The 22,866-nt window shown below is 35.2% G+C and carries 16 protein-coding genes; 11 read left to right on the forward strand and 5 right to left on the reverse strand.

What is annotated here, in order from left to right; genetic code table 11:
- The first annotated feature begins 93 nt into the window (after nt 1-93).
- Nucleotides 94-1,053: an MBL fold metallo-hydrolase gene (locus tag FLP_RS21810; protein ID WP_065451613.1), complete on the forward strand. Its 960-nt coding sequence runs from the start codon at nt 94-96 to the stop codon at nt 1,051-1,053.
- 365 nt (nt 1,054-1,418) lie between these two features.
- Here FLP_RS21810 and FLP_RS21815 read toward each other — a convergent pair whose 3' ends face one another.
- Together FLP_RS21815 and FLP_RS21820 are read right to left on the reverse strand one after the other, a co-directional pair.
- Entirely contained in the window at nt 1,419-1,958 is a 540-nt protein-coding gene (locus FLP_RS21815; RefSeq protein ID WP_065451614.1) for a 3-hydroxyanthranilate 3,4-dioxygenase, read from the reverse strand.
- Nucleotides 1,959-2,075: 117 nt separating this feature from the next.
- Complete coding sequence (locus FLP_RS21820) at nt 2,076-3,173, reverse strand: endonuclease/exonuclease/phosphatase family protein (protein WP_065451615.1); 1,098 nt, start codon at nt 3,171-3,173, stop codon at nt 2,076-2,078.
- 228 nt (nt 3,174-3,401) lie between these two features.
- On the opposite strand from FLP_RS21820, the gene FLP_RS21825 reads away from it, so the two are divergent.
- From FLP_RS21825 to FLP_RS21870, 10 genes are all read left to right on the forward strand, one after another.
- Nucleotides 3,402-4,301, forward strand: coding sequence for a S66 peptidase family protein (locus FLP_RS21825; RefSeq protein WP_078006478.1), 900 nt, complete (start codon nt 3,402-3,404; stop codon nt 4,299-4,301).
- A gap of 157 nt (nt 4,302-4,458) precedes the next feature.
- Nucleotides 4,459-4,830: a YraN family protein gene (locus FLP_RS21830; protein WP_065451616.1), complete on the forward strand. Its 372-nt coding sequence runs from the start codon at nt 4,459-4,461 to the stop codon at nt 4,828-4,830.
- 121 nt (nt 4,831-4,951) lie between these two features.
- Complete coding sequence (locus tag FLP_RS21835) at nt 4,952-5,608, forward strand: hypothetical protein (RefSeq protein ID WP_008466087.1); 657 nt, start codon at nt 4,952-4,954, stop codon at nt 5,606-5,608.
- Between the two features lie 390 nt (nt 5,609-5,998).
- Nucleotides 5,999-6,562 carry an RNA polymerase sigma factor gene (locus FLP_RS21840; protein ID WP_065451617.1) on the forward strand — a complete coding sequence of 188 codons (564 nt, stop codon included), beginning with the start codon at nt 5,999-6,001 and terminating at the stop codon, nt 6,560-6,562.
- A 381-nt stretch (nt 6,563-6,943) separates the two neighbouring features.
- A complete protein-coding gene (locus FLP_RS21845) occupies nt 6,944-8,122 on the forward strand; it encodes a FecR family protein (protein WP_065451618.1) in 1,179 nt (392 codons plus the stop codon).
- 188 nt (nt 8,123-8,310) lie between these two features.
- Nucleotides 8,311-11,523, forward strand: coding sequence for a TonB-dependent receptor (locus FLP_RS21850; RefSeq protein WP_243397602.1), 3,213 nt, complete (start codon nt 8,311-8,313; stop codon nt 11,521-11,523).
- Nucleotides 11,524-11,531: 8 nt separating this feature from the next.
- Nucleotides 11,532-13,040, forward strand: a complete 1,509-nt coding sequence (locus FLP_RS21855; protein ID WP_065451620.1) for a RagB/SusD family nutrient uptake outer membrane protein — start codon at nt 11,532-11,534, stop codon at nt 13,038-13,040.
- 13 nt (nt 13,041-13,053) lie between these two features.
- Nucleotides 13,054-14,133 (forward strand): SusE domain-containing protein, encoded by a 1,080-nt coding sequence (locus FLP_RS21860; protein WP_065452005.1) that lies wholly within the window; start codon nt 13,054-13,056, stop codon nt 14,131-14,133.
- A gap of 106 nt (nt 14,134-14,239) precedes the next feature.
- Nucleotides 14,240-15,625 (forward strand): alpha-amylase family glycosyl hydrolase, encoded by a 1,386-nt coding sequence (locus tag FLP_RS21865; RefSeq protein ID WP_065451621.1) that lies wholly within the window; start codon nt 14,240-14,242, stop codon nt 15,623-15,625.
- A 46-nt stretch (nt 15,626-15,671) separates the two neighbouring features.
- Entirely contained in the window at nt 15,672-17,852 is a 2,181-nt protein-coding gene (locus FLP_RS21870) for a glycoside hydrolase family 97 protein (RefSeq protein ID WP_065451622.1), read from the forward strand.
- Nucleotides 17,853-18,026: 174 nt separating this feature from the next.
- On the opposite strand, the gene FLP_RS21875 is transcribed toward FLP_RS21870, so the two are convergent.
- The 3 genes from FLP_RS21875 to FLP_RS21885 form a co-directional block, all read right to left on the reverse strand.
- Entirely contained in the window at nt 18,027-18,581 is a 555-nt protein-coding gene (locus FLP_RS21875) for a DUF5683 domain-containing protein (protein ID WP_065451623.1), read from the reverse strand.
- Between the two features lie 108 nt (nt 18,582-18,689).
- A complete protein-coding gene (gene mfd / locus FLP_RS21880) occupies nt 18,690-22,055 on the reverse strand; it encodes a transcription-repair coupling factor (protein WP_065451624.1) in 3,366 nt (1,121 codons plus the stop codon).
- Nucleotides 22,048-22,680: a hypothetical protein gene (locus FLP_RS21885; RefSeq protein ID WP_065451625.1), complete on the reverse strand. Its 633-nt coding sequence runs from the start codon at nt 22,678-22,680 to the stop codon at nt 22,048-22,050. Before FLP_RS21885 ends, mfd begins: the two co-directional genes overlap by 8 nt.
- Nucleotides 22,681-22,866: the final 186 nt, after the last annotated feature.

Here is a 22,866-nt window from a genome sequence, read left to right on the forward strand (position 1 = left end):
GTAAATTTAGGATTAATAAAACTCAAATAAAGAAATATGCTACAATTTATTCGTCTTAATTCAGGAACTTTGCAGCAACAAAATTATTTAAATATGTCTGTTTTCAATCGTCTTTTGATTTGTTTGGTTTTAATTTCTGCAAATGCATTTTCTCAAAAAGAACAAAAACCTGCTTTTCAGGTTGTTCCGCTAGGAATAAAAGGCGGAATCGACGAAAAAAATCTTTCGGCATATTTAGTAGCACCAATAAATACGAATGATTTTATTGCTCTCGATGCCGGAACTATAAATGCCGGAATCGAAAAAGCGATCGAAAATAAAGTATTTAAAGTTTCGACAAGTGAAGTTTTACGAAAGTATATTAAAGGATATTTTATTTCTCACGCACATTTAGATCACGTTTCAGGATTGATTATCAACTCCCCTGCCGATTCTTCAAAAACGGTTTACGCAACTGAAAAATGTATGGAAATGATGGAAAATCATTATTTTAATGATGAAACCTGGGCCAATTTTGGTGATAAAGGTCCGGGAACTCCGTTAAAAAAATATCATTTTCAAACTTTAAATATTGGAGAAGAAACTCCAATTACCAATACTACGATGACTGCAAAAGCATTTCCGTTAAGTCATGTAAATCCGTTTGAGAGTACTGCTTTTTTGATTAAAAACGGAGAATCTTATGTGCTTTATTTAGGAGATACGGGACCGGATGCTGTAGAAAAAAGCGATAAACTGAAATCACTTTGGACAGCAATTGCGCCTCTTATAAAAAGTAAACAACTGAAAGGAATTTTTATCGAAGTTTCGTTCCCTAATGAACAACCGGATCAGTTTTTGTTTGGACATTTAACGCCAAATTATTTAATGAAAGAACTTCACACTTTAGAAGATTTATCAGGAAAAGGAACTTTGAAAGGTTTTAATATTATCGTGACACATTTGAAACCACCAACTAAAAATATCATCAAACTGAAAGCACAATTGCAAAAGCAAAACGATCTTGGATTGAAAATTATTTATCCGGAACAAGGAAAAAAGTTTGAGTTGTAGTTTTTTAAGTCACATATTATATTCTCATTTTTGTCATTCTGAGGAACGAAGAATCTCCGCAAGTTACTCGCCAAAGATTGGCACTTTACATGATGTCTGCCACCTTTGCCAAAGTTTAAAACTTTGACAAAGTTTTACGCGCTTTAAGAGATAGCTAGAATAACTGTCAAATCTTAAACTTCATTTTGAAAACTAATGCCCTAGCCCCGATAGAAGTGGAAATCCTTTTTCTGGCTTCTTTAGCCAGGAAAAGATTGAAACGGATAGCGGGAAATAGCTCCTAAAAACTAAAATTTCAAAGACTTTAATTGCTAATTGCTAATATTATAATACCTAACAGGTTTTAAAAACCTGTTAGGATATGTTTATTTCTTCGCGACAAATCTAGGATCAGATTCCATTACGGTTCCGCAATTTTCGCAGGTTCTTAACTCTTCAGAATTATAGAAATGTTCGAAATGTGGCAGGAAATCTTTTTCGATATTATGCAATTCAAAAAATACTTCGTAGAGTTTATGATTGCAATTATCGCAATGCCAAAGCAATCCGTCAGTATATCCTTTTCCGGCACGTTTGCGTTCGATTACTAAGCCAATAGAACCTTCTGAACGAACTGGAGAATGTGGAACTTTAGCTGGATGAAGATACATATCTCCGGCATTTAATTCCATTTCCTTACGTTCGCCATCTTCCTGAATTACGACTTTTATGCTTCCTTCGAGTTGGTAAAAAAGCTCCTCGGTTTCGTTATAATGGTAATCTTTTCGGGCATTTGGCCCCGCTACAATCATTACAATATAATCGCCGGAATCAACATAGAGATTTTTATTCCCTACTGGCGGTTTAAGTAAATGACGGTTTTCGTCAATCCATTTAGTAAGGTTGAAAGGTTTTGCTATTGACATATTTACTGATACTGAGTTTCTATGAAGCTAAGTTAAGGAAAAGTTTCCAGTCGCAGTCTCAGTTTTCAGTCGCAAAATTCTGAAAACTGAGACTGCGACTGAAAACTATAAGTACGACTATTTCATCTCTTTTATCAAATAAATATAAACGGGGAAATGATCGCTAAAACCAACCTCGGTCAAACTATGTCGTAAGGGATATCCCTTGTATTGTCCGGAAGTCGTAATAAGAAAGGGTTTGCTAAAAATACCGGCTTTCCAAAATTTAAAGGTCGAAAAATCAGATTTTATAAGGGATTCTGTAATGATAATCTGGTCGAAAATGTCCCATGAATCTCTAAAAGCGATCGTTCCCATGCCTTTATTTGCCAGTTCTTCAAACGGATTAAATGTACCAAATTCGGGAACTTCATTTTTTTTAGCCTTTGCCCCTAAAGCTATTTTTACACTTCGGTTAAACGGGCCGTCGTTTAAATCACCCATTGTTATGACTTTTGCATTGGGATTTATTTGTTGTAAAGAATCGATAATTTTTCTGTTTAAATTTCCTGCTGCTTCGCGAAACGGACTGCTTTTCTTTTCTCCGCCCGATCTCGATGGCCAGTGATTGACAATAATATGGATTTCCTCGCCTTCAAGAAAACCAGTTATCAAAAGCTGATCTCTTGTAAAAATCCGGTTGTTGTTGGCTGTCTTTATTTCGATTTCATCATCTGTTTCTTCTTTCTTTTCGTCTGCAATGGTATTATTTTTATAGATATATAAAGGAATATTCGAATAAGAAGTGGGCCTGAAATATTTTTTTTGATAGAGTAATGCAACATCGATTCCACGTTTGTCCGGAGAATCAAAGTGAATGATTCCGTAGTCGAGATGCTGTAATTTGGGTTCCTTGATTAAGTCTTCGAGAACACCTCGATTTTCGATTTCAGAACCGCCAATTATTGTTGGTGCATTAGGATTTTCGGGTGTTCCTATTGCTGACAAAACTCTGGAAAGATTTTTTAGTTTCTGTTCGTACTTTTCTCTGGTCCAGTGTTGTGCTCCGTTTGGTGTCCATTCGTCATCATGGGTTGCAGGATCATTTATCGTGTCGAAAAGATTTTCGAAATTATAAAATGCCACGGTATGAATGGTATACTTTTTTGACTGTGCCTGTGAAACCGAAAGAAAAAACAGCGCAATAATATATACCTGAAATCTAAAAATCTTCATGAACTTAGTATTTTAAAAAGTTCAATTTAGGCAAATTAATCTATTTGTAAGATTTTTCTAATTATTTTATTTTTTAAAATTTCTATATTTGTTTATCATTAATACTGAAGTAGAAAAGAAACCATGAACATGAGCCCAAACCAATACTTAAAGAAGCACTTTGCCTGTTGTAAATTCATATTCCTTATTTTTACTTTGCATTCATTCACTTGTCAATCACAACAAAACATGATCACACCACCTTATTTACAAAAAGGAGATACCGTAGCCATTTTAGCAACTGCCAGAAAAAATATCGACGATAACTTAAAACCTACCATAGATTTATTAAAAAGCTGGGGATTAGAAGCGGTTGTGGGAACCTCAATTGGACTCGATTTTAATCAATTGGCGGGAACTGATGAACAACGTGCTGCAGATTTCCAACATCAGTTGGACAATCCCAATATCAAAGCAATTTGGTGTGTTCGCGGCGGATATGGAACCGTGAGAATGATTGATCTTTTAGATTTTACTAAATTTAAACAACACCCAAAATGGGTTATTGGTTTTAGCGACGTAACGGTTTTGCACAATCATTTAAATACAATGGGTTATAAATCTATTCATGGTATTATGCCCGTTACGATTCCGCGTGCAACTCCGGCTGCCATTAGCTCAATGAAAGCGAGTTTGTTTGGCGAACCGCTATCTTATACTGTCGCTCCGGATAAAATGAACCGTTTTGGTAAAGCAACCGGAGAATTGGTAGGCGGTAACTTGTCTATCTTATATAGTTTGTTAGGATCACCATCGGCTATTGACTGCAAGGATAAAATTTTATTTATCGAGGATTTAGATGAATATTTATATCATATCGATCGCATGATGATCAATTTAAGGCGTAATGGATGCATTGAAAACCTAAAAGGAATCATCGTTGGCGGAATGACCAAAATGAAAGACAACGAAGTGCCATGGGGGAAAAATGCAGTCGAAATTATTGATGATGTAACCAAAAAATATAATATTCCCGTTATCTTCAATTTCCCGGCCGGCCATATTCAGGACAACAGAGCGCTTATTATGGGAAATACAATTTCGATTGATGTTAATGAAACCGGTAGTACCGTTTCTTTTCAAAAATAATAATTTCTCGTTTTCTTCTAATTAAGAAGAATCCAAATACCACATAAAAATCTCGTAAAGACGCAAAGTCGCAAAGTTTTATTTAATTCTTTGCGACTTTGCGTCTTTGCGTGCAAAACAAACTCATAACTATTAACTCAAAACTCATAACTTAAAAGTGGCTGAACACAATGAACTTGGAAAAAAAGGGGAAGAACTGGCCGTAGAATTTCTTCGGAAAGAAGGGTATAAAATTTTAGATCGAAATTGGACTTTTCAAAAAGCCGAAATTGATATTATAGCACAAAAAGAATCTATTTTAGCCATCGTCGAAGTAAAAACAAGATCGAGTTTAGATTTTGGTGCTCCACAAGATTTTGTGAAACCAAAAAAGATTCAACTTCTGATAAAAGCAGTAAATGCCTACATAAACGATAGGGAAAAGGATTTTTGTGATGATTTAAATATAAGATTTGACATCATAGCCATCCATAAAAATGGCGAAACATTTGCAATTGAACATCTTACAGATGCTTTTTATCATTTTTAACATAATTTTTTATTGTTATATTTGTAACAAATTGTTTTTTTATTTATATTTGCAGGAATTTATAACATCCCCTATTAACTAAACCACACAATTAAGTTACAAAAAAAAAAGAAAAAAAATTATGAAAACCGTTTCTTCAATCGTCGAAAATTACATCAAAACAAAACCTTTTTTATTAAATGCGCTATCGCTTGGAATCATCAACCTGACGTCGCTTTCACGGAACATTATGACCGAATTAGAAAGTGAATTTGGCAAAGAGGTGAAACAAGGTGCTGTTGTAATGTCGTTGAAACGACTCACGGAAGAATTAGATTTTAAACTGAACCATAAAATCAATAAAGTAATTAAGAATATTGGTGAAATTACGGTTCGCTCTGAATTGACGGATTACACTTTTGCAGCTTCTGAAACGGTTTTAAACAAACAAGCTGATTTAATTTCTGATATTAATGCTTTATCTGATATTTTTTACACCTCATCTCGTGGTGTAAACGAGACCAATATTGTGGTTAGCAGCAGTGTAAATCATTTGGTTGAAAAACATTTTATGCGCGAAAAACTAATTCAGAAATTAGATAATCTCGCTTCGATAACAGTAAAATTACCGAAAGAAAACATTGTTGTTCCTGGTATTTACTACTTCATTTTTCAACGTTTGGCATGGGAAGGAATTATTATTAATGAAGTAATTTCGACTTCAAATGAATTCACCATTTTAGTGGGAGAAGACCAGGTTGATGTTGCTTTTAAAGTAATTAAAGACCTGAAAAACTAATAAATTTTTTAAATCACAAAATCAGTACGATTCGTTATACTATCCTTTTATCTTTCTTCCTCAGAAAGGTAAAAGGATTTTTTTTGCACTTTAATTATGAAATCATCATTATCTACAGATACAAATAAGAATATTCGCAATAAATATTGATCTGAATAATTAATTTTAAAAATATAAGTCAAAAACATATTGAACTGATAAAAAGCGCGTTACCATTGACTTTACTGGTATTCAGCATAATTTTTATTAAAAAAAATAGAATTAAGTTTTTTTTAATAAAAATTGTTGCGAATAATATTTTTATATATTTGCTAACCCATCAGCAAATTAGAGTATCAATTTTGATAGTATCATAATATAATTAGATTTAAATAAGGACTAATTAAATTAATGTTAGAAGCGAAGAACCATAGCGACAAATTATTGGTGAGTGAACTCAAAAATGGCAACGAAAAAGCATTTCGTCAGCTTTTTGATTTATACCATCAGGATATTTATGGTTATAGTATTAGCCTTTTAAAATCTAAAGAAGCTGCGGAAGAGAATGTTCAGGATGTTTTTATGAAAGTTTGGCAACATCGCGAAAACTTAAATCCGGAACAATCTTTTAAAGCCTATATTTTTACAATTGCCAGAAATCAGGCTTTTAATTCTTTGAATAAAGCAGCAAATGATGCATTACTTAAAGAAGCCATTTTTTATGAAAGTCAGAAATCTCATGATTATGGTGATTATTCGATTCGCGAAGCTGATTGCAAGAAGCTCCGAAAAGAAGCCATGGAGCAATTGCCTCCAAAACGAAAGAAAATTTTTAAGATGTCAAGAAAAAAAGGCATGAGTTACGAAGAAATCAGTCAGGAACTCGGCATCTCAATCAATACAGTCAGGAACCAAATGAGTAAAGCATTAGAATCGATGCGGGTCTTTTTTCAAGTTCATGACGAAATTATCTAAACCAAAAAACCACATTTAACCATTAAAATCACTCTTTCCGGGTGATTTTTTTTTGTGCTTAACCGCAACGAGCGCGAGGATCTACGCAAGGTTCGCAAAGCAATATATTCATTTTGAAGCTTTCATATTTTGAAAACTTTGCGAGCCTTGCGTAAAACACATTGCGAACCTTGCGGTTAAATCATACAGTTCGCTACTTCTATACGCGATTTCTCCAAAAAACTAAAAATATTCTTCAATCAAAAACCTCAACAAAATCAATACTTCACAAGTTTTTCCCTTCCATTAGAATGTTAAAATTTAAAAATTTATAACGTTTGAGTAGTACTCCACTTCCTTTCAACTGTATTATATAAAACCCGGACCTAAAAATAATTCTTAATGAATTCAAATTCTGAAATGCAACGTCTTTTACAAAAGTTTGTTTTAAACCAATGTACCCCTGAGGAAACAAATGAAGTAATTGCCTATTACAAAAAAAACCAACTTACAGAAGATTTTCCAACTGTAGAGGATATTCAAAATCTTTTGGACGAAATGCCAAAAATGAATCAGCAAACTGCTGATGACATTTTCATGAACATTTTATCTGCATCAAAAGAAAATGAAACTACAATTGAATTACATCCTAAAAAATCAAATTTCAGAAAATACATTTCGATTGCTGCCTCAGTAGTTGTTTTATTAGGAATTGGTCTTGCCTATCAAAAAGGAGCATTTACTACTAAAGCTGAATCAAAATTTGATTTTAAAAGTACTGATATTGTTTTGCAGTTAGAAAATGGAAATATCCAGATTATCTCTGAAAATAATAAAGTTGAAGTTCGAGATGCCGACGGCAATATAGTAGGAAATCAGGATGGAGATAAAATCATTTACGACAATAATTCTGATTTAGAAAAAATCGCTTACAACACCATTAAAATTCCGTATGGAAAAAGGTTTCAATTGCAATTGTCTGACGGAACGATTGTTCATTTGAACTCAGGTACCACTTTAAAATATCCTGTAAAATTTATTGCTGGTGAAAACAGACAGGTGTTTTTAGAAGGAGAAGCTTTTTTTGATGTCGCCAAAGACAAAAAACATCCTTTCATTGTAAATGCAGATAATTTGAATGTGCGTGTGTTAGGAACACATTTTAATGTCTCCAATTATCCGGAAGATGTTGCAACAGATGTTGTTTTGGTAGAAGGTTCAGTTGGAATGTATAATGTAAACGAAGAATTTGATGCTAATAAAAATACGGTTTTAAAACCAGGATTTAAAGGAAGTTTCAACAAACAAAGTAACCTGATTTTTACAAAACCTGTTATCACTGACATTTTTACTTCATGGATCAATGGCGGACTGACTTTTAGGAATATGACTTTCAAAAACATCATAACCAAATTAGAAAGACGCTACAATGTAACTATTGTAAATAAAAATGAAAAACTGTCGAATGAGAAATTCAATGCAAGTTTTAAAGAAGAATCTATCGAAAATGTGATGAGCTATTTTAATGATATTCATGGCATTCATTACACCATAAAAAACAATCAAATACTAATTAAATAACCACTAAAACCAATGAAAAAACAGGATGAGAAAATACTAAAATAAAAAAATCGGAAAGAGCTGCGAACAATTTCCGATTAACTAAGTGATTGAATATAACGAATTAACTACAATCAATTAACAAAATTATGAAAAAAAAATCAAAGAATACTGGGTTTCTATACCGAGTGTTCCAAAATGACCTAAAATTGAAACTAACTACACTACTTATTTTGGTCGCCATGTTTAATATTAGAGGGAATACTTATGCCCAAAAAACAAAAGTTACTCTTGAATTAAACAATTCAACAATCGAAAAGGTTATTGAGACCATCGAACAAAAAACAGATTTCAGATTTATTTACAAACTGAATGATATCGATTTAGATCGTATCATTTCTATTTCTGTAAAAGATCAGCCTATAAATACTGTCTTAGATAAGCTTTTTAAGGGAACTCCAACTGAATTTAAAGTTAGAGACACTCAAATTATCTTAAAAAAGCCGGCGCTTAAGACGGAAACCATTAATTATCAAAAACAAACTGTTTCCGGTATTATTACTGATGAAAACGGTCTGCCTCTACCAGGAGCTTCTGTTCTCGAAGAAGGAACAAAAAATGGTATGGTTACCGATTTTGACGGAAAATATAAAATTACTGTTGAAAGCACTTCTGCTGTAATTATCGTGAGTTTTGTTGGATACAAAGAGAAAAGAGTAACTGCTAATCAAAGTGTGATCAACATACAGCTTATTCCGGATGCTACTGACTTACAGGAAATTGTTGTAGTTGGATACGGTTCTACAGCCCGAAAAGATGTTACAGGAGCCGTTTCTTCAATTGCAGCAAAAGACATGAATCAGGGTGCAATTGTAAATCCATTACAATTAATTTCAGGAAAAGCTGCCGGTGTAAATATCACGCAAACGGGTAGCGAGCCAGGTGCAGGACCTAGTGTTCGTATTCGTGGTATCTCTTCCTTAATTGGAGGAAATGATCCTTTAGTTGTTGTAGATGGAATTCAGGGGAATATGGATTTATTAAATCAGGTTCCGCCTACTGAAATTGAAACTATAGATGTTTTAAAAGATGCTTCGGCTACAGCTGTTTATGGATCAAGAGGAGCTCCAGGAGTTATCATTGTCACAACTAAAAAAAATAAAGCCGGTAAAACAACGATGGAATATGTAGGTTCCACCTCTATCGATTTTATTCCAAAAAAATTAGACATGCTGGATGCCAACCAATGGTGGGAAACTGCTAAAAGTATTGGTGTTCCTGCCTCTGCAAACCACGGATCCAATACAGATTGGTATGGTCTTTTGACGCAAACCGGTATTACACAAACGCATACATTATCATTTGGCGGCGGTACAGATAAATTCAATTACAGAGCTTCTATAACTGCTATTTTGCAGGATGGAGTTGTAATTAATTCAAGCAATCAAAAATACATTGGCCGAATTCAGGCAACCCAATTAGCTCTTAATGACAAATTAAAGCTGACCTTTAATTTAAATACCGGAGTTAACAATATTACCAATAGTATTGGGGATATTGGAAGTATTGCTTACAGATCTAACCTGATAACAAATTCATTATTATCCCGACCAACAGATCCGGTTTTTAATACTGACGGAACTTATTATACAGATCCAACTGTATTTCAATATTTAAATCCTTATGCAGCAGCACAAACTGTAGTCAATGAAAATCAAAATGACAATTTATTTGGAAGTTTAAAAGCCGATTTAGAACTCGGTAAAGGATTTACGGCGAACTGGTTTGGAAGCTGGAGAAAAACAAATAGAACAGCTGGATTTTTTATACCAGTAGAGTCAACAGATGCTGGTGCAATCGACCAGAAAGGTTTTGCTAATATTGAAAATAACAGACAAAACGAAAAACTAACCAATTTAAGCCTTACGTACAAAAAGACTTTCGGAATCCATAGTTTTAATGCTTTGGCTTTATACGAATGGCAAAACCAGGCATATCAGGGTAACTTTGCCCGTGCGAGAGGGTTCATTAATGATCAGACTACTTACAATGCGCTTCAGTTTGGGGATATGTCTAAAGTACAGGCAGGAGACATAACATCTTATAAAAATGACAGAAGTTTAGTTTCTTTTTTAGGAAGATTAAACTACTCTTTATTAGACCGTTATTTACTTACGGCAAGTATCAGACGAGATGGTTCATCTGTATTTGGTGTAAACAATAAATGGGCAAATTTCCCGTCCGTTTCTGTTGCGTGGCAAATCAACAAAGAGTCCTTTATGACCAATCAAAATTTGTTTAATGAATTGAAATTACGTGTTGGATACGGTGAAACCGGAAATCAGCAGGGGCTTTACCCGCAGACTTCATTATCATTAGTCGGCAGTGCAGGAAACACCTATTTTGGAGGCTCTCAAATTACCAACTTCAATATTATTCAAAATGCAAATGCTGATTTGAAATGGGAAACCAAAAAACAAACTAATATCGGACTTGATTTTGCTCTTTTAGAAAATAGATTAAGAGGTAGTGTAGATGTTTACGACTCTAAAACAGATGATTTATTGTTTGATTATACAGTACCTCAACCACCTTATCCTTACAATCAAATTAAGGCAAACGTAGGGAGTATTTCAAACAAAGGTCTAGAAGTTGCTCTCGCCTATGACGTTATAAAGACAGAAAAAAGCACTCTTACATTAGCCGGAAATGTATCGTTTATGAAAAACGAAGTATTGAATTTAACAGGAAGCATCAACGGTGTTCCTTTAAACACTGATTATGTAGGCTGGGGTGCGGCCAACTCTTACTTAGTTCAGGGAAAACCAGTCGGCGCCTTTTACATTTTAGAACATACCGGTAAAAACGAAAACAATGTCGAGACCGTATTGGATCGTGATGGAAACGGTATTATTGACCAGGGTGTAAAAAGTCCGGATCGCTATTATGCCGGCTCTGCTCTGCCAACTTATACCTTTGCCTTTAATCCTTCGTATCGATACAAAGACTTCGATGCTTCTATGTTAGTAAGAGGTTCAGGAGGAAATAAAATTTACAACGGATTACGCTCTAATTTAAGCAGATTAGAAAATTTAGGTAAATCAAATGTGCTGGAAAGCGCGCTTGATGAAGGAATTTATACTACACCATATGCATCTGATTTATGGTTAGAAGATGGCTCATTTGTTCGTCTGGAAAACGTTACAGCAGGATATACTTTTCGCTTTGCTGATAAATATGTAGACTCAATTCGTCTTTCTCTCACAGGAAACAATTTATTACTGATTACTGATTACACAGGTCTTGACCCGGAATTGAATATTAGTGGTAGTGGAAACCCTGCAGATAACTTTGGTGGTGATAGAGGAATCTATCCTCGTACCAGAAGTGTTGCATTTGGTTTGACTGTAAAATTTAAATAGTAAAAGAAATGAAATTTAAAAATATAGTAGTCGCAGGAAGCGTATGTTTCTTAGCACTTTTTAGCTGTACAGATATTAACGAAAATGTGTACGATAAATATCCGGCCGACGAATTTTACGGAACTCCTGCCGGAGCAGACATTGCACTTGCAAGTGTATATGCCCAAATTCCTGGTGACTTCGTAAGAGAAGGTGCATCTGGTGTAGGTTATGCTGGAGCCGATAATGGCTGGTATGATATGAACTGTATGTCATCTGACGAACAAGTGATTCCGCATAGAAATACGGGGGACTGGCAGCAGGATTTTGCCCGTTTACACAAACACGAATGGCTCCCAACGGATTTCATTATCGAAAATTCATGGAAGTGGTTGTACAAATCAATTTTCAATGCCAATTTAGCGGTTAGTTTATTAGAAAAATCAAATGCTGATGCTTCAAAAATTGCCGAAGCAAAAGTATTACGTGCTTTCTTTTATTATTTGTTGATTGATGATTTTGGAGATGTTCCGTTTTTTACTGATAATAATGTTACTGTAGACAAAATTCCACAATCAAGCCGTAAGGAAGTTTTTGCTTTTATTGTAAAAGAATTAACAGAGAACGTTGAATTGCTTTCCGGTACAAAAGCCGGAAATTATTACGGAAGATTCAATAAATGGGCTGGTTATACTTTATTAGCAAAAGTGTATCTGAATGCGCAGGTTTATACCGGAGAGGCAAAATGGAACGAATGTATAGCAGCCTGTAACAAAGTGAGCGAAGGTGGCTTTGCCCTTCATTCAGCTGCTTCAAATGCTTCTTCTCCATTAGGTAATAAATATTATGAACTATTTGCAGATGTCCTTCCCGAAGATGAAACTATTTTACCTATTTCTGCCACTATTGATGTAGTCTCACGTAATATATATGCGGTACGTAGTTTATACGGTCCGCACGCTCAGGCTTTATTCGGATTTAGCGGTTGGAACGGTACAATAGTTCCTAAAGATTTCTTTCTGAAATATGATGTAAATGATATTCGAAGAAAACAATTTTTATTTGGCGAGCAACCGGGAGGATTTAATTATACACTTGAGGTGGCTTCTTTAGACAACCCTGGTGCTGATCCGCAGGCAGGAGTTCGTAACGTTAAATTCTATCCGGCAACACCAAGAACTGGTGGCGGAGCATCAAATGATTTTCCTATTTTCAGATATGCCGATGTACTTTTAATGATGGCTGAATGTAATGTCCGTTTAGGAAATTCTGGCGCTGCAAAACCTTTTGTAGATGCCATCAGACAGCGTGCAGGTTTAAATGCTTTGGCTTCAAACCCAACTCTTGAAGATATTTATAACGAAAGAGGATTCGAATTAAACTGGGAAGGTCATAGAAGGCAAGACATGATTCGATTTGACAAATTTTTATTGGCAAACGAATTCAGACCAGCTTCTCCTGCTTACAGAAAATTGTTCCCAATTCCAACATCAGCTTTAGATGCCAATCGTGGACTTAAACAAAATCCGGGTTACTAAAAACAAAACTATTATGAAAAAATATATAAATAAATTATTCGTATTAGGCAGTTTGCTTTTTTTAGCTGCTTCATGTGAAACTGAAGGACAATTAACGACATTAAAGGCAGTAAGCTTTCCTTCTGCGATTGAAGTTTCGTCAACAACATTAACTCTCAAAGAAGATAATGCTGATGATACTGCTCTGCTTGTTTCCTGGCCAGAGGTAACGTTTCCTGTTGAAGCACCTGTTACTTATGCAATACAATTTGATTTAATTGCTGATACAAGCGGCGCTAATGCCTGGCAAAAAGCTAAAAGAATTGAGGTTGGACAAGATGTTTTAAGCAAATCATTCATTGGTGTAGACTTAAATAAAATAGCTATAGATCTTGGTCTCCAACCAGATGTTGCCGGAAAACTGGCAGTCAGAGTAGAAGCTGCGATGGATCGAAAAATCTTTTCAAATCCTATCACATTAACCGTTACACCATACGAAAAAAGTGTTGTTTTTGGCGAAATTTATATGCCGGGAAGTTATCAGGGCTGGGCTATAGAAACTGCAGCTGCGCTAACAGCAATTCAAAAAGGAGTGTATCAGGGATATATGACTGTTCCTGTTGGTGAAGGTCCGGGATTTAAGTTGAATACCGCAAGAAACTGGGCGCAATTTTATGGAGCCGGAGATACTAATGCAGATTTAAAAAACATGAGTGATACAGATTTTGCACTTCCGGGTTCAGGTTCTTATCAAATCAAAGTCAATTTAAATACGCTAAAATGGAGTTTTGCTCCTTATTCATGGGGAATTGTTGGTACGGCTCAATCTGGAGGATGGGATAAAAGTACTCCTATGAACTATGATCATCAAACTAAAACTTGGAAGGTTACTGCTAATTTAGTTGCGGGTGCCTTAAAGTTTAGACTAAATGACGATTGGGCTGTTAATTACGGACCAAAGGATCCAGCCACTAACACTATTAATCGTGATGACCAGGGCGCCTACACCATTGGAGAAGCAGGCACATATGAAGTAACATTTACAATAAACGAAGTAGACCCGGCATCTTCAGGTTACCCTGCAACTGCTACTTGTACTATCGTTAAAAAATAATCTAACATTATTAAAATAAGCTAGATTAGTTTGAGTGATACCTGCCTTTTTTGAGCGAAAGGCAGGCTATCTTAACGCTGACTTATTTAATCAAATTAAAAAAAATATGAAATCAAATATAAACATCGTCTATGCCTTAGTACTTGCTTTAGCATTTATTTCGTGCAGCTCTTCTGATGACAATTCCACTCCTACTGCCCCTTCGCCTTATACACAATATGGAGTTTCATTTGACAAAATGCCAAAGAAAGAAGATGCAATCATCTATCAGGTCAACATTCGTGCTTTTAGTCAGGCTGGAACCTTAAAAGGCGTTCAGGACAGACTGGCTGAAATTCAGGAATTGGGCGCAAATGTCATTTATTTAATGCCTGTTTATCCGGTAGGAAAAGTAAAAGCTACCGGAGCACTAGGTTCGCCATATGCCGTACAAGATTATAAAGCCATAAATCCAGATTTTGGTACCTTACAAGATCTTCAGGTCTTGGTTGAAGAAGCGCACAAAAAAAATATGGCTGTAATTTTAGACTGGGTTGCCAATCATACAGCGTGGGACAATGCCTGGATTACACAACATCCCAATTGGTATCAAAAAAACGATAAAGGCGAAATCATCATTCCGCCTGGAACAAATTATAATGATGTTGCACAATTAGATTTCAATAACACTGAAATGAAAGACGCTATGATTGATGCCATGTCTTACTGGGTTTATAATGCAAACATTGATGGTTTCAGATGTGATTATGCAGATTTTGTACCGCAGACTTTTTGGGCTGATGCAATTACTAAATTGAGAAGTATTAAAAAAAATCAAAAGATATTAATGTTAGCTGAAGGTACAAAAGTGACGCACTTTGCATCCGGTTTTGATTATACTTTTGGGTTCAATTTCTTTAGCACTTTAGAAAAAGTTTTCAAAGAAAGTAAACCTGCCACCACCCTTCAGGATTCTAATGCAACTGAATACGCAAACAATTACAACCCTGAAAACAGAATTGTAAGATACACCAGCAATCACGACGTTAATCTTTCAGAAGGAACGCCTTTGGAACTTTTTGGCGGTAAAAAAGGATCTGTAGCCACTTTTGTTGTAGCGGCCTATATGAAATCTGTTCCCATGATTTATAACGGACAGGAAATTGGATACGACAAAAGACTCAATTATTTTGCAAAAACTCCTATCGACTGGACAACAGCAGACGCTGCAATGTTAGCAGAATACAAGAAAATAATTGCTTTCAGAAGCACAAGCAATGCCCTAAAAAAAGGAACTTACACTGGTTACAGTAGTGATGCTGTTAGTGCTTTTACTATGGTAAATGAAACCGAAAAAGTTCTGGTACTTTCTAATTTGACCAATTCAACGGTTAACTATTTGGTTGCCCCTGCATTAAAAGGAACATGGAAAGATGCTTTTACCGAAACTTCCGTAACCGTTGGTGCAGAATTAACGCTACAACCTTTTCAATATTTAGTATTAAAAAATTAGTACCTAAGCAACTTTATAAATTAGATTTGCAAAAAACTAAATAACAATGAATTTTCAATCCCACAAAATGCCGCTTCAAATTCGTTTGAGCAAAAAACTAGCGCTTTTACTTTTTGTCTGTGTAAATTCCTTATGGATTCACGCACAGGAAATCAATTCACCAGACAAAAATCTTTCCTTAAAATTTGAATTAAAAGAAGGCGGAATCCCGTCTTATCAATTATCATACAAACAAAAAGCAGTTATAAAAGCAAGTTCTTTGGGTTTAGAACTTCAAAATCTGCCGTCTTTTATGGATGGTTTTACTGTTACCAATACAGCACAATCTTCTGTTGATGAAAATTGGAATCCGGTTTTAGGAGAAGAAAAAACGATTCGCAATCATTATAACGAATTGGTTGTCACTTTAGCGCAAGCAAAAAACAACAACAGATACATCCGCATTCGTTTCCGTTTATTCAACGAAGGATTAGGTTTTAGATATGAATTTCCAAAGCAAAATGACCTGAGTTATTTTGTGATTAAAGAAGAACGTTCTGAATTTAATTTGGCCGGAAATCATAAAATTTTCTGGATTCCGGGAGATTATGACACCAACGAATACGCTTATACAACATCAAAAATTTCTGAGATTCCTTCGTTAATGAAAAAAGCGACGATCGAAATCAATTCGCAATGGCCAATTAAAGAACTTGCTGTTCAAACGCCATCTATGATGAAATCTGATAACGGTTTGTACATCAACATTCACGAAGCAGGTTTAATCAATTATCCGGCGATGTATCTTGAAGTTGATGCTGCAAACAACAAAATGCGCAGTCATTTGGCGCCAGATGCAGTGGGTGCAAAAGGTTATATGCAGACAGATGCCCAATCGCCTTGGAGAACTATTGTTGTTAGCGATAAAGCAACTGAAATCTTGGCTTCAAAATTAATTCTGAATCTTAACGAACCGACAAGTTACAAAGATGTTTCCTGGATCAAACCGGTAAAATACATCGGAATTTGGTGGGAATATTTCGTTGCCGGAAAAAGTACCTGGGCTTTCGGAAAAGAAAATAATGTAAAATTGACTGATGATTTTACGAAGCTTACGCCGAATGGAAAACACGGAGCTACAACAGAACGTGCAAAAGAATATATTGATTTTGCTTCTAAAAATGGTTTCGATGCAATTTTGATCGAAGGCTGGAACATTGGATGGGAAGACTGGATTGGAAACTGGAAAGAAGAAGTTTTTGATTACGTTACTGCTTACCCTGATTTTGATGTTAAGGCAGTTCATGAATATGCGGCTTCAAAAGGAGTTAAAATAATCATGCACCACGAAACTTCAGGATCTGCAACAAATTATGAGCGTCGTTTAGATCGTGCTTTTCAGTTTATGAATGACAACGGTTACGACGCAGTAAAAACAGGATATGTAGGTAAAATTATTCCGCGTGGCGAACACCATGACGGGCAATGGATGGTGAATCATTACATCAATGTAGCCAAACGTGCCGCCGATTATAAAATCATGATTAACAGTCATGAAGCAGTTCGTCCAACAGGTTTGCACCGAACTTTCCCAAACTGGATTGCACAAGAATCAGCCAGAGGAACGGAGTTTGAATCAATGGGAGGATTGAATCCAGATCATACTACGATTTTACCATTTACAAGATTGATGGGAGGCCCAATGGATTTTACTCCGGGGATTTTCCAAACTGATCTTTCGTATTACGGAACAGGAAGTACGCAGCGTGTCAATACCACTTTGGTAAAACAATTGGCGTATTATGTTACAATGTACAGCCCGTTGCAAATGGCGGCTGATATTCCGGGGAATTACGAGCGTTTTCCAGATGCTTTTCAGTTCATTAAAGATGTTGCTGTCGATTGGGATAACAGTTATATTCTGGAAGCTGAACCTGGAGATTACATCACAATCGCCCGTAAAGCTAAAGGAAAAGACGCATGGTTTGTGGGAGGAATCACAGACGAAAATGCAAGAACTGCCAACATCACATTTGATTATTTACCTGCCGGCAAAAAATTCATCGCAACAATTTATGCAGATGCTAAAGAAGCCAACTGGGATAAAAATCCACAGAAATATACTGTCACTAAAGTTGTTGTAACCTCAAAAACAATTTTAAAACAATATTTAGCTCCGGGCGGAGGTGTTGCTATTAGTGTTAAGGAAGGAAATGCATCAGAATTAAAGGGACTGAAAAAGATATAATTTTTTTCGCCACGAATTGCACGAATTAGCACGAATTAATTTTTAAAAGTAAATGCCGGATGAAAAATTTCATCCGGCATTTTTATTATTTTTTGGCACAAATCTACACGAATTAAATTCGGTTTGCTTCATATAAAAATTTGTGAAAATTCGGAAAATTCGTGGCAGCCTTTTTTAAAATGAATAATTTAAAGCAACACCAAAATCATTTTTTGATGTAATAGTATTTCTATTAATTGCTGGCATAAAGACCAGTTTCTCACTTACATTAAATTGTGATAAAGCAGCATCAATGTTAGCATCAATAATATTCAAAACATAAAACCCAACTAAAAATAGAGCAGATAAATCTCTGTTTCTTTGAAATTGTTTTTGAGCGACAAGCAATTGACTCTCACTTAAACCAGCCAAATATTCTGAATCACTTGGATTTCCTGCAAGCCTGTTTTTATATTCGTCTCTGTAAAGATTATAATTTTTATTACTATCTATATAAAAATAAGTACTAGTGCCAATTGCTCCGTAAACCAAAGGGACTTTCCAATACTTTTTATTATAAATCTGACCTAAACCAGGCAAAATAGCCGAATAAAAAGCTGCTTTTTCAGGGCGAAGCGGATCAATCGTTTCTGTTTTTAAAGTATCCTTTATAATTATTTTGCTCTTTTCCTGAGCTGAGAGTGAAGCTAATCCCAAAAATAAAAACAGTAAAATTAATTGATAGTGCATATAAAAGTTCCTTTGAAAATTTTGATCAAAGAAAACTTTTAGTTCTAAGATTTTTCTTAAATAAAAGATAAATAAAACTTAAGATTTTTTCGCCACAAATTTCAACAATTACTCGCCCAACATTTCCATCAATTCCAAAGCCCGTTTAGTAGATTTTACATTCTCGAAAGTTAACAAAAGTCGCAAACCATTTGGCGTTTGTTTTTCTTTCATTGTGCAAAGGTTACTATATTTTTGTACAAATTGCAGCACCTTTCTGAACTTAGAAGACTGATAATAATCAGATTGCTGATCTGAAACAAAATAGCCAATCATTTTTCCTTTCTTCATCACTAGTTTCTCGATTCCGATATTGGTTGCAATCCATTTGATACGAATGCTATTCATCAAGGCATTGGCGCGAGGAGGCATTGGGCCGAAACGGTCAATTAATTTGTTTTGAAAAATAACCAGTTCGGCTTCATTTTTTACAGAACCCAACTCGTTGTATAAACTCAGACGTTCGGTAACATTATTGATGTATTCGTCCGAAAATAACAACTCAAAATCGGTATCAATTTGTAAATCTTTTACATATTCCTTCGTTTCAATATCGTTCTCTTCAGGATATAAATCTTTGAATTCATTTTCTTTTAATTCTTCGATGGCTTCGTTCATTATTTTTTGGTACGTATCAAAACCAATTTCGTTGATGAAACCGCTTTGTTCGCCACCTAATAAATCTCCGGCACCACGAATTTCAAGATCCTTCATGGCGATGTTGAAACCGCTTCCGAGTTCGCTAAATTGTTCCAAAGCCTGAATACGTTTTCTGGCATCTTCAGTCATAGAAGAATACGGCGGACAGATGAAATAACAGAATGCTTTTTTGTTGCTTCGCCCTACTCGACCACGCATTTGATGCAGATCTGACAATCCGAAATTATTGGCATTATTGATGAAAATCGTGTTGGCATTTGGTACATCCAAACCACTTTCGATAATCGTGGTTGCCACCAAAACATCAAAATCGCCGTTCATGAAGCCTAACATTAATTCCTCAAGTTTGGCTCCTTCCATTTGTCCGTGGCCAATTCCAACTCTGGCATTTGGTACCAAACGCTGAATCATTCCGGCCACTTCTTTTATGTTTTCGATTCGGTTATTGATAAAGAAAACTTGTCCGTTTCGCTGAATTTCATATGAAATGGCGTCACGAATTATTTCTTCATTAAATCCAACAACATTGGTTTCAATTGGATAACGGTTTGGCGGAGGTGTTGTAATTACTGATAAATCGCGCGCGGCCATTAACGAAAACTGAAGTGTTCTCGGAATTGGCGTTGCCGTCAATGTTAGTGTATCAACATTTGCAGCGATCGTTTTTAATTTGTCTTTTACGTTTACACCGAATTTTTGTTCCTCATCGACAATCAATAAACCAAGGTCTTTAAAAACCACATTTTTGTTTACTAATTGATGTGTTCCGATGACGATATCCAGTTTTCCTTCGGCTAAATCTTTTAAGGTTTGTGTTTTTTGTTTTGCTGTTCTGAATCGGTTTAAATAACCAATTGAAACCGGCATATCTTTCAATCGTTCTGTAAAAGTTCTGTAATGCTGGTACGCTAAAATCGTGGTAGGCACTAAAATCGCGACTTGTTTGCTATTGTCAACCGCTTTAAAAGCAGCACGAATGGCAACCTCGGTTTTACCGAAACCAACATCGCCACAAACCAAACGATCCATTGGGCGGTCGCTTTCCATGTCGGCTTTTACTTCTTGCGTTGATTTGGTTTGATCTGGCGTATCTTCATAAATAAACGAACTTTCTAATTCGTTTTGCAGATAACTGTCAGGTGCAAACTGAAAACCTTTTTCTAAACGGCGTTTTGCATACAACTGAATCAAATTGAAAGCAATATGTTTAACGCGCGCTTTGGTTTTTTGTTTTAAAATTTTCCAGGCGTTCGATCCTAATTTGTATATTTTTGGAGGCGTTCCGTCTTTTCCGTTGTATTTTGAGATTTTATGCAGCGAGTGAATGCTCACATAAACGATATCATTATCAGCATAAACCAGTTTTATGGCTTCCTGCGTTTTGCCTTCCACCTGAATTTTCTGCAAACCGCCAAACTTACCAATTCCATGGTCGATATGCGTTACATAATCACCAACCGAAAGTGCGGTCAATTCCTTCAACGTAATATTCTGCTTTTTAGAATAGCCGTTTTTGATGTTGAATTTATGATAACGTTCAAAAATCTGATGATCTGTATACGCTGTAATTTGATTTTCTTCGTCAATAAAACCCTGGTACAAAGGCAATACAATAGTGTGATATTGCTTGCGAATATTCTCTGAATTGGCTTCGTCTAAGGTTTCAAAAATATCATGAAAACGTTTTGCCTGCGTTTCATTCGAACAAAACAAATAATTTTTATAGCCGTTAAAATGATTGTCGCTCAGATTATTTAGCAGCAAATCAAATTGTTTGTTGAAAGAAGGCTGTGGCTGAAAATGAAATTCAAAATTTTTAGTGGTTTTAAAAATTGACTTTGAAGCCAATTCTACTATCGAAAAATCCAAAGCGCGTTTGATAAACGAACTTTGATTTAAAAATAATTGTTCAGGCGTAGCGTGTTTTATTTCGCCCGAAAGTTTCCCAAAAGCTTCTTCGGCTCTTGCGAATTGTTTGTCTAACTGACTAAAAAGTCCGTCGGTATTTTGAATAAAAAGAACGGTTTTTTCTGAAATATAATCCAAGAAACTTTCACGGTTTTCCTGAAAGATCTTATTTTCAACATTCGGAATAATCGTGATTTTTTTATGGGTTTCTACCGATAATTGGGTTTCTACATCAAAGCTTCTGATGCTGTCGACTTCATTTCCGAAGAATTCAATTCTGTACGGATGATCGTTTGAAAAAGAAAAGACATCGACGATTCCTCCACGAACAGAGAATTCTCCCGGTTCTGTAATAAAATCAACTCTTTTGAATTCGTATTCGAACAAAACTTCGTTGATAAAATCGATCGAAATTTTATCGTTCAAAGCGACTTTCAACGTGTTTTTATCTAATTGCTGGCGCGTCACTACTTTCTCAAAAAGCGCTTCCGGATACGTAACAATTATGGCTGGTTTTTTGCGAGAATTAATTCGGTTTAAAACCTCAGCGCGAAGCAAAACATTCGCATTGTCTGTTTCATCAATTTGATACGGACGACGAAATGAAGCTGGATAAAACAATACATCCTGCTCACCGATCATTTGTTCTAGATCGTTCAAATAATAAGCAGCTTCTTCTTTATTGTCTAAAATAACTAAAAAAGGCAACTCGGTTTTTTTGAAAACAGCGCGTAAAACAAATGAAACTGCAGATCCTAACAATCCGTTAAGATGCATTTTTATCTGATTTTGTTCTAATAATTGTGTGGCAATCTGCTGATTTTTTGGCAGATTATCATACATTGTATATAAGGCGTTTTTACTCAACTCTCTGTAATTTTTTATCTAAATTTTGTGCCTGAACCGGAACTGGAACTGTACTAGAGTTCGGAATCGCACGTGTCGTATCTAACATTTTAAGGAAATCTTCTTCTCCCTGCTCTTTCGGAATTTTACTTTTTACAAAAATATTATCCATTTGTCTTTGTAAAGACACTAATTCTTTATTGATGTCTCCCACTAAAAAAGTCACTTTATCAGCCGGAATCTGATTTAAATGAATAAATAAATCCATCATTTTGATTTTGGTGATCAAAATAGAAATTCGGCTTTTTATGGCAGGTACATTAAATTCTGCGGGAATATTGCTATTTAATGCCATCGCTTTTTTTGAAATCGCCCTTGACTTTTTCTGGAAAGCTCCGATTGTTTTTCTGGGCTTATCACCAATTTCTTTTAAAAATTCGCGCCATTCATTCCATGAACTTACTTTTTGTTCTGAAATTTCATTGATCGGCTCGTCAATAAATACCCATCCTTTATTGATATTATTAAAAATAACTTCCTTTTTTTTAGCTTCTTTTTCATTTTCAGCACGACGTTTTTCGTCTTCATTTTGGCATGAATTCAATACAAAAACAAAAAGCAGAAAAAGAGATATTTTATATTTCATTTGGTAAAACATTAAGCTACAAAGTTACAAAGTAAATTTACAATTACGAATGCTGTTTTTTGCTAAAGATTCTATAAATCATGGTTGTTTTTTTGGCTGGAAAATTTAACCGCAAAGAGCGCAAAGTTTTATAATTTAAGTCGTTTTATAAAAGCACAAGTTCGCAAAGCTGGTTCAACGCAAAGC

It is taken from the genome of Flavobacterium piscis (assembly GCF_001686925.1).
Lineage (GTDB): Bacteria > Bacteroidota > Bacteroidia > Flavobacteriales > Flavobacteriaceae > Flavobacterium > Flavobacterium piscis.

What these genes read in the sequence shown, in the direction of transcription:
- FLP_RS21860 (WP_065452005.1), top strand. Translation starts at nt 13,054, where the DNA reads ATGAAAAAATATATAAATAAATTATTCGTATTAGGCAGTTTGCTTTTT.
- FLP_RS21820 (WP_065451615.1), bottom strand. Translation starts at nt 3,173, where the DNA reads ATGAAGATTTTTAGATTTCAGGTATATATTATTGCGCTGTTTTTTCTT.
- FLP_RS21815 (WP_065451614.1), bottom strand. Translation starts at nt 1,958, where the DNA reads ATGTCAATAGCAAAACCTTTCAACCTTACTAAATGGATTGACGAAAAC.
- FLP_RS21810 (WP_065451613.1), top strand. Translation starts at nt 94, where the DNA reads ATGTCTGTTTTCAATCGTCTTTTGATTTGTTTGGTTTTAATTTCTGCA.
- FLP_RS21870 (WP_065451622.1), top strand. Translation starts at nt 15,672, where the DNA reads ATGAATTTTCAATCCCACAAAATGCCGCTTCAAATTCGTTTGAGCAAA.
- FLP_RS21855 (WP_065451620.1), top strand. Translation starts at nt 11,532, where the DNA reads ATGAAATTTAAAAATATAGTAGTCGCAGGAAGCGTATGTTTCTTAGCA.
- FLP_RS21865 (WP_065451621.1), top strand. Translation starts at nt 14,240, where the DNA reads ATGAAATCAAATATAAACATCGTCTATGCCTTAGTACTTGCTTTAGCA.
- FLP_RS21885 (WP_065451625.1), bottom strand. Translation starts at nt 22,680, where the DNA reads ATGAAATATAAAATATCTCTTTTTCTGCTTTTTGTTTTTGTATTGAAT.
- FLP_RS21835 (WP_008466087.1), top strand. Translation starts at nt 4,952, where the DNA reads ATGAAAACCGTTTCTTCAATCGTCGAAAATTACATCAAAACAAAACCT.
- FLP_RS21840 (WP_065451617.1), top strand. Translation starts at nt 5,999, where the DNA reads ATGTTAGAAGCGAAGAACCATAGCGACAAATTATTGGTGAGTGAACTC.
- FLP_RS21825 (WP_078006478.1), top strand. Translation starts at nt 3,402, where the DNA reads ATGATCACACCACCTTATTTACAAAAAGGAGATACCGTAGCCATTTTA.
- FLP_RS21845 (WP_065451618.1), top strand. Translation starts at nt 6,944, where the DNA reads ATGAATTCAAATTCTGAAATGCAACGTCTTTTACAAAAGTTTGTTTTA.
- FLP_RS21875 (WP_065451623.1), bottom strand. Translation starts at nt 18,581, where the DNA reads ATGCACTATCAATTAATTTTACTGTTTTTATTTTTGGGATTAGCTTCA.